This window comes from Haemophilus aegyptius (genome assembly GCF_900475885.1).
In the GTDB taxonomy this organism is placed as follows: Bacteria; Pseudomonadota; Gammaproteobacteria; order Enterobacterales; family Pasteurellaceae; genus Haemophilus; species Haemophilus influenzae.
The window spans coordinates 1,808,865-1,824,800 of record NZ_LS483429.1 but is presented as its reverse complement, the minus strand read 5'-3'; the positions used below and the strand labels follow the sequence as shown (position 1 = coordinate 1,824,800).

Sequence of the window (15,936 nt, the reverse complement as noted above, 5' to 3'; positions counted from 1 at the left end):
TCTTAAAAAGCGGCATTTGCCGCTTTTTTTATGGAAGGTATTATTGTTTCAAGCAAATGAATTTATGCTAAATTTCCTTTTGATGGTTAAAGCGTAATGTTTTTAAGTTGAATTAAAAAGATGAAAATAAAGACTTGACAAAACCTATAAATATCCTCTAAAAGAGAGCTGTAACAAAAAAATAACAAATCACATAACATCATATAAAGGGTATCTTATGAATATCGTTCCGATCAGTGAATCGGCGGTGGTTTGCTCTTTGCCACCCCCAGCTTCCATTCAACAACAACGCCAATTATGGGCGTTTGCTCGTCAATTGCAATCAGAACAAGATATTGTAGAAGTTGTCTTGGGAATGAATAATCTTACGGTTTTTACCGATTTTTTCGTGGATTTTAAGCCACTTGTGCAACGTTTAGAACAACTTTGGGCTGAGTTGAAAGTATCGGATTTTCAAGGGCGTCATATTGAAATTCCTGTTATTTATGGGGGAGAGCGAGGTCCGGATTTATCTGATGTAGCGAAATTTCATCAGACAACACCAGAGCGGATTATTCAGATGCACAGTGAGCCTATTTATACTGTGTATATGATTGGCTTCCAAGCGGGCTTTCCTTATTTAGGTGGTTTACCTGAAAATTTACACACGCCGCGTCGTGCCACGCCAAGAACGGTTGTTCCTGCTGGTTCTGTTGGTATTGGGGGGGCGCAAACGGGGATTTATCCTTTTTCTTCGCCAGGTGGGTGGCAGTTGATCGGTTATACTAAACAAGCACTTTTTGATAAAAATCAAGCACAACCAACTTTATTACAAGCTGGCGATACTGTGAAATTTATTGTGGAGGGGATTGAACTATGATTGATATTCTTGATGTGAAATCCCGCGCGACCATTCAAGATTTAGGGCGTTTTGGTTTACGTCGATTTGGCATTAGCCATTGTGGGGCAATGGATAAATTAGCATTACGCGCAGGCAATATTTTATTGGGCAATGCAGAGAATGTTCCTGCCATTGAAGTGCCTTTAGGCGGTATTACATTGCAATTTCAGCAAGATATGAATTTTTGTGTGACTGGTGCTTTTTATGAAATGATGTTAGATGATAAGCCCATTTTTGCTTATTGGCGTTATCAAGCGCGAGCAGGTCAAATATTAAAAATGGCACGTGCAAAAATTGGAATGTATGGTTATTTATGTGTTCAAGGTGGTTTTGTTTTGCCTCAAGCATTGAATTCTTGCAGCACGGATTTGAGAGCGGAAATAGGGGGCATTGAGGGGCGTTGTTTGCAGGCGGGCGATCAACTACAAACGGCAAATGATCATATTTTGCGTAGCGAAATTGGTGTTGCGCCGATTCCGCTTCGAGATGTTATTCGTGCTTTGCCATCTTCTGAATATCAGGCGTTTAAACGAAAATCCCAATATTATTGGTGGCGAAATGAATGGACGTTGCAAAGTAACAGTGATCGTATGGGTTATCGTTTTCAAGGTCAGACATTAGAATTAAAGCAGCCGTTGGAGATGCTATCTCACGCCATTCAGTTTGGTAGCGTGCAAGTTCCACCAAGTGGTCAGCCTATTATTTTGATGGCTGATGCGCAAACCACAGGCGGTTATCCTAGAATCGCTAATGTGATTGATGCTGATCTTGGGGTTTTGGCACAGGTGCGTTTAGGTTCAACGATTAAATTTGAAGCGGTTAGCTTACAAGAGGCTGCTAAATTACGCCGTAAAAATGAAATATACCTTGATCAAATTAGGAGAATTGTTGATGAAAAAAATTGATTTAAATGCAGATATTGCAGAGGGTTTTCCTTTTGATGAAAGTTTATTGCAGTTGCTTTCTTCTGCAAATATTGCCTGTGGCTTACACGCTGGGGGCGCAAAGGAAATGCAAAGTGCGGTCAAATTTGCGAAAGAAAATAAGGTGCGTATTGGCGCGCATCCTAGTTTTCCTGATCGCGAAAATTTTGGTCGTACGGCAATGGCGTTGTCTTCACAGGAATTAATCGCACATTTGCGTTATCAATTGGGGGCATTAAAAGCGATTTGTGATGGCGAGGGGGCGGTAATTAGTTATGTTAAACCTCACGGTGCGTTATATAACCAAGCAGCAAAAGATGAAAAAATAGCGCGTGTAATTGCACAAACCGTTTATCAATTTGATCCGAATTTGAAATTAATGGGGTTAGCAGGCAGTTTAATGTTGCGCATCGCAGAGGAAGAAAAATTGCAAACGATTTCTGAAGTTTTTGCCGATCGACATTATATGCCTGATGGGAGTTTAGTGACTCGTTCTCAACCAAATGCAATGGTGGAATCTGATAAGGAAGCCATTCAACAAGTGTTACAAATGGTAACAAAGGGGCAAGTCAATGCCATTGATGGAAGCCTTGTGCCTGTAAAAGCAGAAAGTATTTGCTTACACGGCGATAATCAACATTCTTTACAATTTGCTAAACGCATTGTGGAAGAATTAGAAAAAAATCATATCAAAATAACGGCATAAGCCGAATAAACACATAACATCAACTTAACAATGGAGGTGCTTTATGGCATCAATTACTCACAGACGAAATGCGGTTTTAGGGGCAGCTTTCTTAATGGCGACATCCGCCATAGGCCCTGGATTTTTAACTCAAACCGCAACCTTTACAAATACTTTATTAGCAAGTTTTGGCTTTGTTATTTTATTATCAATTTTGTTAGATATTGGGGCTCAACTTAATATTTGGCGAATTGTTATTGTGTCTGGCAAACGCGCGCAAGATATTTCTAATGCGGTTTTTCCGAAAGCAGGGTATTTTCTTGCTGCGCTGATTGTGATGGGCGGGCTGGCTTTTAATATTGGTAATGTTGGCGGCGCGGGGCTTGGTTTAAATTCTATTTTTGGTATAGCACCAGAAATGGGCGCAGTGATTAGTGGTATTATTGCTATTTTGATTTTTTTGCGTAAAGAAGCAGGCGTATTAATGGATCGTTTTGCGCAATTAATGGGTTTTATTATGGTTGCGCTCACATTTTATGTAATGTTTAAAACTGAACCACCTGTGGCTGAAGCAGCGTATCATTCCTTTATTCCAGAACAAATTGATCCTATTGCTATTGTTACATTAGTGGGGGGAACCGTAGGCGGTTATATTACTTTTGCAGGCGCGCATCGTTTATTAGATGCGGGCATTCAAGGCGAAAAAGCAATGGCTGAAGTGAGCCGTAGTTCTGTTTCAGCCATTTTAATTGCTTCAACAATGCGTGTTGTATTATTTCTTGCGGTGCTTGGTGTGGTGTCAAAAGGTGTGTCTCTTAATCCTAAAAATCCAGCTGAAACACCTTTTGAATATGTAGCAGGCAATTTTGGTCAAGTGTTATTTGGAGTGGTTATTTGGGCAGCGTCTGTCACATCTGTTATTGGTGCGGCTTATACTTCAGTTTCTTTCTTAACGACCCTTTGTCCAACCATTGAACGCAATCGTAATTGTTGGATTATTGCTTTTATTGTGATTTCTACTGTTGTTTTAGTCACTGTAGGAAAGCCTGCTGCGGTATTAGTCTTTGTGGGAACATTAAATGGCTTAATATTGCCGATTGCATTGGCATTAATTTTGTTAGCTGCTTACAGAAGTGATATTGTTGGCACTTATAAACACTCTGTTTTTTTAGCTTTTTCAGGCTGGTTTGTTGTGATTATTATGGCAATATTAAGTGGAAAAACGATTATTTCTTATATCTCTAGTTTTTTTAGCTAACTAATATTTTGTGAAAGGATCTGCATTTCATGATGTTAAATATCAGTCATTGAAATGCAGATTTTCTTATTTATTTTTTGCCTAATTGTGGCAATACGGAATCTTTAATTGCGCTTAATAAACCTGTTTGTGCATAGATGCCAAGTTTACCTCGGGTGTCTGATACATCTAAATTACGCATTGTTAATTGACCGATACGATCAATTGGATCAAATGGCGCATCTTCCACTTTTTCCATACTTAAACGCTCTGCTTCGTAGGTTAAGTTTGGCGATTCGGTATTTAAAATTGTGAAGTCGTTACCACGACGAAGTTCAAGGGTTACTGTGCCTGTAATTGCTTTTGCCACCCAACGTTGTGCTGTTTCACGCAACATTAATGCTTGCGGATCAAACCAACGACCTTGATATAACAAACGACCTAAGCGAATGCCATTAATACGATATTGTTCGATGGTATCTTCATTGTGAATACCTGTGACTAAACGTTCGTAAGCGATATGCAATAATGCCATTCCTGGTGCTTCATAAATACCACGAGATTTTGCTTCAATAATACGATTTTCGATTTGGTCTGACATTCCTAAACCGTGACGCCCACCAATACGATTTGCTTCTAGAATAAGATCAACAGCATTATCAAAATGTTTGCCATTTAATGCCACAGGCACGCCATCTTCAAAAGTGACTGTGACTGTTTCAGGTTTAATTTCAACCTTTTCATCCCAAAATGCGACACCCATAATCGGCTTAACAATTTTCATTCCTGTGCTTAATTGTTCTAAGTCTTTTGCTTCATGGGTTGCGCCGAGCATATTGGAATCAGTGGAATAGGCTTTTTCAACGGACATTTTATAGTCAAAACCATTTTCAATAAGAAATTGAGACATTTCTAAACGACCGCCAAGTTCTTCAATAAATTGTGCATCTAACCAAGGTTTATAGATTTTTAAATTCGGGTTCGTTAATAAACCATAACGATAGAAACGTTCAATATCATTACCTTTGAAAGTGGAGCCGTCGCCCCAAATGTTTACATCATCTTCTTTCATTGTCGCAACGAGCATTGTGCCAGTTACTGCGCGACCAAGTGGTGTGGTATTGAAATAAGGAATGCCGCCTGTAGAAATATGGAATGCACCACATTGAATTGCGGCAATGCCTTCATGAGCAAGTTGAGAGCGGCAATCAATTAATCGAGCATTTTCAGCACCATACGCCATGGCTTTTTTAGGGATTGCATTGTAATCATCTTCATCGGGTTGCCCTAAATTAGCGGTGTAGGCATAAGGCACTGCGCCTTTTTGACGCATCCAAAGTAATGCTGCACTAGTGTCTAAACCACCAGAGAAAGCGATCCCTACTTTTTGTCCTTTAGGTAAATTCTGTAGAATAGTATTTGACATATATTTTCCTTACCAATAATTAGAGCTGAATAAATAATCGATTTTTGTGAATAAAAATTCGATAAAGTATAACCGCACTTTTCCTCTTTGTCTAGTGTTTTGTACATTAAAAGCAAAAATCTTTATTTAGCTTTGTGCATAAAAAATCCTAATTTTCATTTTGTTAATAAATCCAGTGCTTCCTGATATTTATCAACGGTTTTCTGAATAATATTTTATGGCACTTTAGGTGCGGGAGCTTGTTTATTCCAGCCGTTATTTTCTAACCAATCGCACACAAATTGTTTATCGAATGATGGGGGATTTGTTCCTGCTTGGTAAGTATCCGCAGACCAAAAACGGCTAGAATTTGGCGTTAATACTTCGTCCATTAAAGTGAGCGTGCCATTTTCATCTAAACCAAATTCAAATTTTGTGTCGCAAATAATAATCCCTTTAGTGAGTGCATATTCTGCAGCAGCAGTATAAAGTGCGATAGCTTTTTCTTTTACTTGTGCGGCTAAATCAGCCCCGATAAGTTTTTCGCATTCTGCATAGCTAATATTTATATCGTGGTTGCCAACTTCTTCTTTGCTTGATGGCGTGAAAATAGCTTCGGGTAATTTACTGGCTTCCACCAAGCCTTCAGGCAATTTTAATCCGCAAATCGTGCCAGTTTGTTTGTAATCTTTTAAACCACTGCCAGTTAAATAACCACGTACGATAGATTCAATTTTAATGGGATTCAAACGTTTACACACGACGGCGCGATCCCTGATTAAATCCGCTTCTTCTTTTGGTAACACATCATAAACGCTGTCGCCAGTGAAATGATTGGGCATAATGTGAGCAAGTTTATTAAACCAAAAATTGGAAATTTGAGTTAGGATTTCGCCTTTTCGTGGAATGGGATCATCTAAAATAACATCAAAGGCAGATAAGCGATCAGAAGCAACCATTAACATACGTTTATCATCAATTTCATAGAGATCGCGTACTTTGCCTGAATAGATTTTTTTTAGACTTAAAATGGGGAGTTGTTGTGTCATTGTTTTGCACCTGTATGAAAGTAAAAACTGGTGCGTATTGTACCGCACTTTTAAATCAAATAAAGCAAACGTTTGCTATTTTTAAAAAGAAATAAAAACCCTCTGAAATGTTAGGGGAAGTATAGGGGAAAATGTTTATTATTGGAAATTTAGTAAATCCTACGGCTTAATTATTGAGCGGGTGGATTGGGATTATCCAATACGTCCCACAGGCTTTCTTGTGGTGGTGTTTCTGTTTCAGTTGTTGGCGTGAGAGAGGGAAATGATGTTTCGCCACAGAAATTCTGACCATTATTTAGCCAAATAGGAATTGTTCGATAACTCTCACAATCCCAGTCACCGTATTGATTTATCCCCACCCATTTCACTGTTGTAGGGGGAGTAATTGTTAATTTTTCAATATTTGTACGGTTTAAATAATCTTTATAAATTTGCAATGCGCCAGAAGCACCAGTCAGTTTTGTTTCGCCATTATCATCGCGACCAAGCCAGACGGTGCTGATATTTTTTCCGTCAATTCCCACAAACCAGGTATCGCGTGATTCATTGGTTGTGCCTGTTTTGCCTGCTAAATGTAAATCAGCGTAATCCTTTTGCAAACTGCGAGCTGTACCACGTTCAACAGTTTGTTGCATTGCAAATAAGGTTTGGAATGCCGCTTCTTGTGGCACCACTTGTTTTGCACTTTTATCGTGTTGAAAAATTAGGTTACCTTGACGATCTGCAATACTATCGACGGTTGTAAGCGCAATTCTCCCACCTTGATTGGCAAGGGTTTGATAAAGTTTTGTGACATCATAAGGCGAAATGGTATAAGAACCGAGCAACATCGCAGGCACTTTAGGAATTTCCACATTATCCCAGCCCATCGCTTTTTGCGTGTCAATGACTTTGCTCAAGCCAACTTTCATACCAATATTTACAGTGGGAATATTTAAAGAACGGGCTAAGGCATCCATTAACATTACTGAATCACTATATTTTTTGTCATAGTTGCGTGGCTGCCACGGCGGGCTACCTTTGACATTAATTGTTATTGGTTGGTTATTAATTGGGGTATTCAAACGGAACTGTTCTGGGTTAGAAAGTGCGGTCAAATAAATAGAAGGTTTTACTAAAGAACCAATCTGACGTTTTGCCATTAATGCACGATTAAAGCCTGCATATTGCGTTTGTAAACCGCCAACTACTGCACGAATTTCGCCTGTGCGATAATCCGTTATAATCATCGCCCCCTCTAAATGGGGATTTTTCATTTTCAGTTGTAATTGCGAAACGGTATTGACCACTGCATTTTCTGCTTGAGCTTGTTGTTTTAAATCCATTGTGGAAAAAATACGTGCACCAAGTAAGCTCGATATTTTGTGTTCGCCCAGTTCACGACGTAAATCCGCCTGTAAAGTTTGAATAAACGCAGGGTATTTACGCGAGATTTGCCCTTTCTTTTGCACACCTAAAGGTCGCTGACTTAATAATTGATAAAGTTCATCGCCGATCATTTTATGTTCAAGCATTAGCCTTAAAACAATGTTGCGACGTTCGAGCGCGTTTTGTGGATTACGCCATGGATTATAAAGTGAAGGGCCTTTGACCATCCCCACTAAAAGGGCAATTTGATCTAAGCTAATTTCACGAATTGAACGTCCAAAATAAAATTGGCTGGCTAATTCAAAACCGTGAATTTGCGTATCGCCATTTTGCCCGAGATAAATTTCATTGAGATAGGTTTCGAGAATTCGGTTTTTATCGTAACGCCAATCTAACACCAATGACATCAAGGCTTCGTTGGCTTTGCGTGTAATGGTGCGTTCGCGCGATAAAAATAAATTTTTGACTAATTGTTGAGTGAGCGTACTGCCACCCTGTACCGTTTGACCAGCACGAATATTGGCAATTAATGCGCGTAAAATCCCCACTGGATTAATGCCATTATGTTCATAAAAGCGGCGATCTTCCGTTAAAATTAATGTATCAATTAATAAACGGGGATAATTTTGTAAAGGAATAGCTAAACGATCTTCGTTGTCTGATTGCAACATCGCAATCAACTTTGGTGCAAGACGAAATTCATCAACAGTTTTGACTGTGACTAAATCTTCAATGCGAGATAACTTATTATGGCTAAAACGCAAGCGCAAAACTCGCTGAGGCTCTGCTTTATCGGGGAAAGGAAAAGCGCGGCGAAGCACTACAATGCTATCATCTTCTAATTTGAAATCGCCAGGGGCGGCAACCATTGTAGTTTGGCGATATTCGTTATCTAATAAAATTTGAATGACTTCATCAAAAGCGAGATTATCGGCAATTTTCACACTTTCTAAGCGACTATAAACTTCCGCAGGCAAATGCCAAATTTGACCGTCCATTTTAGAACGAATTTGCCAATCGAGATAACCGCCGTAAAAAATCGTTAAGACAAGTGCAGTGAAGCTAAATTTAAGTAAAAAACCTTTAAAAGTGCGGTTATTTTTTGGCGTGTTTTTCGATGATTTTTTAGCGGAGTGTTGAGAAGTCATAGTGAGTTAAGCAATAAAATCAACATAAGATTGGAGAAAATGAATAAAATCTTGCGTACCGCAAAAAGCAAGGCTTTCTTCGTCATAATAATGGAAATCTTGTTCTAAAATTTCATCTGATTCAATGGCGAGATTGTTGGCACGCACCATTACTTCACCAGCATTTAAAAATAATGTATATTCCGCACCGACTAAGACTTTTTCTTGATTTTCAATAAGTGATTTTGCAGTAGAAAGTGCGGTTAAAATCTTGTCTGAATTTGACCGCACTTCTGTGTTGAACCAGTTAGCAAGGGCAATGTGTTCCATTGAACATTTGACGGATACATTGCCTTGATAATGTGTAAATTGAAAATCCATCTTAGATACTAAAGGATGAACCACAGCCACAAGTGCTGGTAGCATTTGGATTATTTACAGTAAAACGTGAACCCTCTAAACCTTCTGTGTAATCGACAGTGCCACCAATTAAATACTGTAAGCTCATCGGGTCAATCACAAGTTGAACCCCTGATTTTTCAATGGTTAAATCGCCGTCATTGACTTTTTCATCAAAGGTAAAACCATATTGGAAACCGCTGCAACCACCCCCTGTGATATACACGCGTAATTTCAAATCAGTATTTTCTTCTTCGCTGATTAAACTTTTTACTTTATTTGCCGCTGCATCAGTAAATGTCAGTGGCACCGCCATATCATCTATCATAACTATTTCCTACTTTCCTAAAATTTCAATCCCGCCATTATCTAATAACCCTTTACTCCATTCAAGTGCAATCCAGTTTTTTCCTAGAAATCGTGCTATAATCTCGCAAAGTTTTTTCAAAAAAGTGAGATAAAAATGGCTATTCCAATTAGAACTGAAAAAGAAATTGTAAAGTTACGTGAGGCATGCAAATTGGCTTCCGATGTGCTTGTGATGATTGAACCTTACGTAAAAGCAGGCGTAACCACAGGCGAACTTGATCGCATTTGCCATGAATATATGGTCAATGAACAAAAGGTTATCCCTGCTTGTTTGAATTATCACGGTTTCCCAAAGGCGACCTGTATTTCCATTAACGAAGTTGTCTGTCACGGTATTCCAAGTGACGATAAAGTGTTAAAAAATGGCGATATTGTGAATATTGATGTTACCGTGATTAAAGACGGTTATTTTGGCGATAACTCAAAAATGTATATCGTGGGCGGCGAAACAAATATTCGTAGTAAAAAATTAGTGGAAGCGGCACAAGAAGCATTATATGTTGGGATACGCACTGTAAAACCCGATATTCGTTTAAATGAAATAGGTAAAGCTGTGCAAAAATATACGGAAAGCCAGACTTTCAGCGTTGTGCGTGAATATTGCGGACACGGCGTTGGTACGGAATTTCACTGCGAACCTCAAGTATTGCATTATTATGCCGATGATGGCGGCGTGATTTTAAAACCCGGAATGGTGTTTACCATTGAGCCAATGATTAACGCAGGCAAAAAAGAAGTGCGCGTAATGGGAGATGGTTGGACAGTAAAAACCAAAGATCGCAGCCATTCAGCACAATACGAACATCAACTTGTTGTCACGGAAACTGGTTGTGAAGTGATGACTATTCGCGATGAAGAAATTGCAGAAGGTCGAATTTCGCGGATTATGGTAAATGTGTAATTGACATTAAATTATAGGATAAGGGCGTAGATATACGCCCTTTTTGTTTTTCTTTATAATAAAACGACTTCGATCTAACAAAAGGCAATTCATATGCTGTTTTCTCCGACACTATCTTCTCCTTTAACGCCAAGTGCGGTCAAAATTGAACGAGAAAATCTCAAGCAATTTGAGCTCGAGAATTTTTCTTGTTATTCCATTTTTGAGCTTATTGAAAATCGCTGTGATTTTTATGATGCCTTATTGATTCAACTTTGGCAGGAAATAGGATTAAGTGAACAGCAAGGCATTTCTTTAATTGCGGTGGGCGGTTATGGACGGCGTGAGATGTTTCCTTTGTCGGATTTAGATTTTTTGATTTTAGTCGAGCAAACCCCAAGCCCAAAGATTGAAGAAAAGATTACCCAATTTATCCAATTTTTATGGGATTGCGGTTTTGAGGTGGGAAATAGTGTTCGAACCTTAGCACAATGCGAATCGGAAGGAAAACAAGATATTACGATTGCCACCAATTTATTAGAAGCAAGATTTCTCACTGGAAATCGACCGCACTTTGATGCGCTAAATGAATTGGTAAAACGTGCTGATTTTTGGTCGAAAGAAGATTTTTTTAATGCCAAAGTGCAAGAGCAAATAGAACGTTATCAGCGTTATCACAATACGGCTTATAACCTTGAGCCAGATATTAAGTACAGCCCTGGTGGTTTGCGTGATTTGCATTTGTTGTATTGGGTGGCGTTGCGTCATTCTGGGGCTTTGACCCTTGAGGCCATTTTACAAAGTGGTTTTATTTATCCTCAAGAATATCAGCAACTACAAGAAAGTCGCGCATTTTTATTTAAAGTGCGGTTCGCTTTGCATTTGATTTTGAAACGTTACGATAATCGTCTGTTGTTTGATCGCCAAATTAAAGTCAGTGAATTGTTGGGCTTTCGAGGGGAAGGCAATCCAGCTGTGGAAAAAATGATGAAATGTTTTTTCCAAGCATTGCACCGAATTTCGCTTATTAGTAATTTGTTGATTCAGCATTATCAAGAAAATGTGCTTTCATCAAATCAGGACAGCGTGATTGATCAGTTAGACGATGATTTCCAACTGATTAACCAATGCTTGTGTTTGCGTAATAGTCGTGTTTTTCAAGAAAAACCAGAGCGAATTTTGGATCTATTCTTTTATTTAACGCAGTACGAACAGGCGGATATTCATTCTGATACTTTGCGTCAATTACAAATTTCCTTAGATCAACTACCACAAAAATTATGTGAAATTCCTGCAGCTCGAGAAAAATTTCTGCGTTTGTTTAATCAACCTAATGGGATTAAGCGTGCGTTTATGCCGATGCACCAATATGGCGTATTAACTGCTTATCTTACGCAATGGCAAGCCATTGAGGGATTAATGCAATTTGATTTGTTCCATATTTATACGGTGGATGAGCATACATTGCGCGTGATGTTGAAATTGGAAAGTTTTCTGTCACAGGAAAGTGCGCAAGAACATCCCATTGCTCATCGAATTTTTAGCCAACTTTCTGACCGCACTTTGCTTTATATTGCGGCGTTGTTCCACGATATAGCAAAAGGGCGGGGTGGCGATCACGCAGAACTTGGTGCAGAAGACGTGGCAGACTTTGCGCAATTACATGGTTTAGATCGCCGAGAAATTGATACCCTTGCTTGGCTCGTAAAATCCCATTTGCTGATGTCAATTACGGCGCAACGCCGTGATATTCATGATCCTGAAGTAGTCATGAATTTTGCGGAAGCCGTGCAAAATCAAGTTCGATTAGATTACCTGACTTGCTTAACGGTGGCGGATATTTGCGCAACTAACAGCAATTTATGGAATAGCTGGAAACGTTCGCTTTTTGCCTCTTTATATGAATTTACTGAACAGCAATTTGCTCAAGGGATGAAAGAATTGCTTGATTATTCAGAAAAATCGGCAGAAAACCGAAAACTTGCACGACAAATTTTAACGCAGGATTATTCCGATATTACGCCAATTTCGATTGAGCAATTATGGGATCGTTGTCCTGAAGATTATTTTGTGCGTAATACGCCAAAACAAATTGCGTGGCATACAAGTTTGCTGGTGGATTTCGCAGAGGCATTATTAGTGAAAATTAGTAATCGCTTTTCACTTGGTGGCACAGAAGTGTTTATTTATTGCCAAGATCAACCGCACTTATTTAATAAAGTTGTGAGTACCATTGGCGCAAAAAAATTCAGTATCCATGATGCGCAGATTATTACGACGCAAGATGGTTATGTTTTTGATAGCTTTATCATCACAGAACTTAACGGAGAATTGGTTGAATTTGATCGTCGCCGAGAACTAGAGCAAGCCCTAACAGTAGCTCTTCAAAGTGAAAAATTACCCGCACTTTCTATTGTGCCTAATCGCCAGCTTCAACATTTTACTGTACAAACCGACGTGCGTTTTTTACAGGAAAACAAAAAAGAGCATACTGAAATGGAACTGGTTGCCTTGGATAAAGCAGGGTTATTAGCCCAAGTGAGCCAGATTTTTACTGAGTTAAATCTCAATTTATTGAATGCGAAAATTACCACCGTAGGCGAAAAAGCCGAGGATTTTTTTATTTTGACGAACCAATTTGGGCAAGCACTTGCAAGAGAGGAAAGGGAAAGATTGAACCGTGTTATTATTCAGCAAATTAGGTAAATATCTCTATTTTATCAATGATATAAAACAACAAAGTAAAGATTTCTTTTAATGAATAGAAATAAATAGAGAAGAAAGTGAATTAAAACACATTTTTTATTCAGTTTTATGTTAGAATCCGCAACCTTATTACTTGACACAGGAAAATTTATTATGAAAATCGAAGCAAGCAAGCAAGCAAGCAAGCAAGCAAGCAAGCAAGCAAGCAAGCAAGCAAGCAAGCAAGCAAGCAAGCAAGCAAGCAAGCAAGCAAGCAAGCAAGCAAGCAAGCAAGCAAATAGTAATCGACTTTTAACTCGTCCACATCAATTATTTTCATTTATTGCAGGTATTTATGCTCTAACCCTGCCCCATCTCGCCCTTGCTGACACCGCAAGTGATTTAACAAAATATGTAAAAATTACCAACGATACTGATGTAACAGCTAGCGGAACAGCTCAAAATAATGACGCTAAAATTGAGAATTCTCGGTTAAGTATTGCTATTGGGCATAATGCGTTAGTTAAAGATTCAGATACGAAATATACACACCCAAAGGATATGACAACTAATAATCCTGCTGCATCAATAGCTGTGGGGGCAGATGCTAATGTAACAGTATCTCCATACTCAATAGCCTTAGGTAAGAATGCTAAGGTTCTTAATTCTGAGTATAGTTTAGCCGCAGGAACGAATGCAAAAGTAGAAAAATCTGGAAAAATAGTGGCTTTAGGCTTAGATGTTAATGTAACAGACTCTCAAAATTCTGTTGCAATAGGCTGGAAAGCAACTTCTAATAAATCTTCTAATGCCTTTATTGGTGGGTATAACGCAACATCTGTTAATTCTGATAACACTGTAGTCGTGGGGGTTGGAGCTAATATAACAGAGTCTCACAGAGCAATTGCAACTGGTTCAAATGTAACCATTAGTTCATCAAAAAATGCGATTGCAACTGGTTCAAATGCAACTATTAATTCATCAGAAAATGCGATTTCAACTGGTTCAAATTCAACTATTAGTTCATCAAAAAATGCAATTGCCACAGGTGTAAATACAACCGTTAATTCATCAGAAAAAGCGATTGTAACTGGTTTCAAATCAAAGGCAGATAAATCAGAAAAAGCCATTGTGCAAGGTGTTGAAGCTAATGCAACAAATTCAAATATTTCTATTGTTACTGGTTTCGCAGCAAAAGCAGTAAATTCCGAAAATACGATTGTATTGGGAAGTAAGACAGAATCAGAAAAATCAAACAAAGCGGTAGTTTTAGGGAATAGAGCTAGCGTGACAAGTTCTGATAGTGCTTTTGTTGGTGGCGATCACGCTTCAGCAACAACTTCTGTAGGAGCTTTAGTATTAGGAAATGGCGCTAAAGCGGAAAATGCAGCAGGTTCTGTAGTTCTAGGCGAAGGAGCCAAGAGTTCGATTTCAAATGGGGTGGCATTGGGAAGCGCTTCATCTGCGAAGGTGGATAGGTTAAAAGAGGGTTATGGCTTAACTGATTTAACTAATAATGAAATTCAAACTCAAGTGAAGAAATTTAAAGATGGCGAAGCACAGCTAGTAGCTGATTTACAAACAGCTAAACAAAATTATGAAACTAAAGAAAAAGCTTATGAAAATGAAAAACTGCTAGGATTTGGCATTCAAAATATACCTGGTTTCGGTAATCTAAATCTAGGTGGGCTTTTAGATGAGTTAGGAGTGTCCGCACCAGTAAGTAGCACTGCTAAAGTACAACGTGACGAAGCGAAACGTAGCTATGAAGCGAAACAAGCCGAATTGAAAGCCAAACGTAAAGAAGTTAGCACTTGGCTTTCTACTGCTGCGGCAGTTTCTCTCGGCGATGAAGAAGAAGGAATTACTCGCCAATTAAATAACCTTGCTGCAGGGACAAAAGACACCGATGCAGTGAACGTGGCTCAATTAAAATCATTAAAAACCGCAGGTTTAAAATTTGCGATGAATGATTATGATAAAACTAAAGATAGCACCCAAAACAAATTGATTAAAACAGAAATTGGTAATATTTTGCATATTCAGGGCAAAAGTGGTTTGGTTTATAACGATGATAATAAAGCTAAGTACAGTTCTGATAATTTAGTGACGTTTAACGATGCTGGCGTATTGCGTATTGGAATGTTGAAATCCCCAAGTTTTACTGGTGTTACATTGGGAGAGGGCGATAAAACCGTTTCACTTACTGCTGATAATGGTGTTTTAAAAGCTGGCGGTAAAACTATTTTTACAGAAGATAACTTTAAAACGTTTTTTACAAAACTTTATACTTTTGAAGGCGGTTTGAAAGCAGAAGAAAAGGACGGAAAAACCGTTGTTTCATTAGATAAAGAAGCCATTAAGCAAATGCCTGAATTAAAAGGCGAAAAAGGCGAACGAGGAGAAAGAGGTCTTCAAGGAGAGCGAGGAGAAAGAGGGCTTCAAGGAGAACAAGGAGAACGAGGTCTTCAAGGTGAGAAAGGAAAATCTGCTTATGAAAGTTGGAAAGAACTGCCTGCTAACCATGGGAAATCAGAAACTGAATTTGCTGAGATGTTAAGTGGCGGAGCGAGTAAAGTGGAGTTACAACAGCTTCGTACTGAACACGATAGCTTGAAAGCACAAATCCGCAAAGATCAGCAATCTATTCAACAACTCGATCGCAATATGCAAAAAATGAACAAAGATTTTCGGGCAGGGATTGCGGGTGCGACAGCGATTGCTTTCTTGCAAGGGGGAAATTTTGCTGGAGAGTCTGCGGTTTCTGTGGCAGTTGGCACTTATAAAGGCGAACACGCATTAGCAGTCGGTTATGGCAGACGTTTAACCAATAATAAAATTGAGGTTAAATTGGGGGCGAGTGTCAATAGCCGAAGTGATGTTAATGCGGGTGGTAGTGTAGGATTCCACTGGTAAAATAAAGGATAAG

At 38.8% G+C, this 15,936-nt stretch carries 12 protein-coding genes; 7 read left to right on the top strand and 5 right to left on the bottom strand.

From position 1 onward, the window contains the following. Positions 1-217 precede the first annotated feature (217 nt). From pxpB to DQN49_RS09340, 4 genes are read left to right on the top strand one after another with little or no spacing between them, the layout of a single operon-like run. On the top strand, positions 218-859 hold the full coding sequence (gene pxpB / locus DQN49_RS09355; protein ID WP_006995765.1) for a 5-oxoprolinase subunit PxpB: 642 nt from the start codon (positions 218-220) through the stop codon (positions 857-859). Then, positions 856-1,785, top strand: coding sequence for a 5-oxoprolinase subunit C family protein (locus tag DQN49_RS09350; protein WP_006995766.1), 930 nt, complete (start codon positions 856-858; stop codon positions 1,783-1,785). The genes pxpB and DQN49_RS09350 overlap by 4 nt, the downstream gene beginning before the upstream one ends. Next, on the top strand, positions 1,772-2,509 hold the full coding sequence (gene pxpA / locus DQN49_RS09345; protein WP_006995767.1) for a 5-oxoprolinase subunit PxpA: 738 nt from the start codon (positions 1,772-1,774) through the stop codon (positions 2,507-2,509). Before DQN49_RS09350 ends, pxpA begins: the two co-directional genes overlap by 14 nt. Positions 2,510-2,552: 43 nt before the next feature. Beyond that, complete coding sequence (locus DQN49_RS09340; RefSeq protein ID WP_006995768.1) at positions 2,553-3,746, top strand: NRAMP family divalent metal transporter; 1,194 nt, start codon at positions 2,553-2,555, stop codon at positions 3,744-3,746. A 70-nt stretch (positions 3,747-3,816) separates the two neighbouring features. Here the strand turns inward: DQN49_RS09340 and argG are convergent, their stop codons facing one another. The 5 genes from argG to erpA form a co-directional block, all read right to left on the bottom strand. Further along, the gene (gene argG, locus DQN49_RS09335) at positions 3,817-5,151 is read right to left on the bottom strand and encodes an argininosuccinate synthase (RefSeq protein ID WP_006995769.1); all 1,335 of its coding nucleotides are present in this window, start codon (positions 5,149-5,151) and stop codon (positions 3,817-3,819) included. Positions 5,152-5,366: 215 nt separating this feature from the next. Further along, on the bottom strand, positions 5,367-6,179 hold the full coding sequence (locus DQN49_RS09330; RefSeq protein WP_006995770.1) for a phosphoribosylaminoimidazolesuccinocarboxamide synthase: 813 nt from the start codon (positions 6,177-6,179) through the stop codon (positions 5,367-5,369). Between the two features lie 170 nt (positions 6,180-6,349). After that, on the bottom strand, positions 6,350-8,695 hold the full coding sequence (mrcB, locus tag DQN49_RS09325) for a penicillin-binding protein 1B (protein WP_006995771.1): 2,346 nt from the start codon (positions 8,693-8,695) through the stop codon (positions 6,350-6,352). A 6-nt stretch (positions 8,696-8,701) separates the two neighbouring features. Then, positions 8,702-9,055: a YacL family protein gene (locus DQN49_RS09320; RefSeq protein WP_006995772.1), complete on the bottom strand. Its 354-nt coding sequence runs from the start codon at positions 9,053-9,055 to the stop codon at positions 8,702-8,704. 1 nt (position 9,056) lies between these two features. Next, on the bottom strand, positions 9,057-9,398 hold the full coding sequence (gene erpA, locus DQN49_RS09315; protein WP_171034761.1) for an iron-sulfur cluster insertion protein ErpA: 342 nt from the start codon (positions 9,396-9,398) through the stop codon (positions 9,057-9,059). 138 nt (positions 9,399-9,536) lie between these two features. On the opposite strand from erpA, the gene map reads away from it, so the two are divergent. The 3 genes from map to DQN49_RS09300 all read left to right on the top strand — a co-directional run bounded on the left by map (position 9,537) and on the right by DQN49_RS09300 (position 15,923). Then, a complete protein-coding gene (map, locus tag DQN49_RS09310) occupies positions 9,537-10,343 on the top strand; it encodes a type I methionyl aminopeptidase (protein WP_005649958.1) in 807 nt (268 codons plus the stop codon). Between the two features lie 93 nt (positions 10,344-10,436). Next, positions 10,437-13,028 carry a bifunctional uridylyltransferase/uridylyl-removing protein GlnD gene (gene glnD, locus DQN49_RS09305; protein ID WP_006995773.1) on the top strand — a complete coding sequence of 864 codons (2,592 nt, stop codon included), beginning with the start codon at positions 10,437-10,439 and terminating at the stop codon, positions 13,026-13,028. Positions 13,029-13,181: 153 nt separating this feature from the next. Beyond that, positions 13,182-15,923, top strand: coding sequence for a YadA-like family protein (locus tag DQN49_RS09300; RefSeq protein ID WP_231902539.1), 2,742 nt, complete (start codon positions 13,182-13,184; stop codon positions 15,921-15,923). Positions 15,924-15,936: the final 13 nt, after the last annotated feature.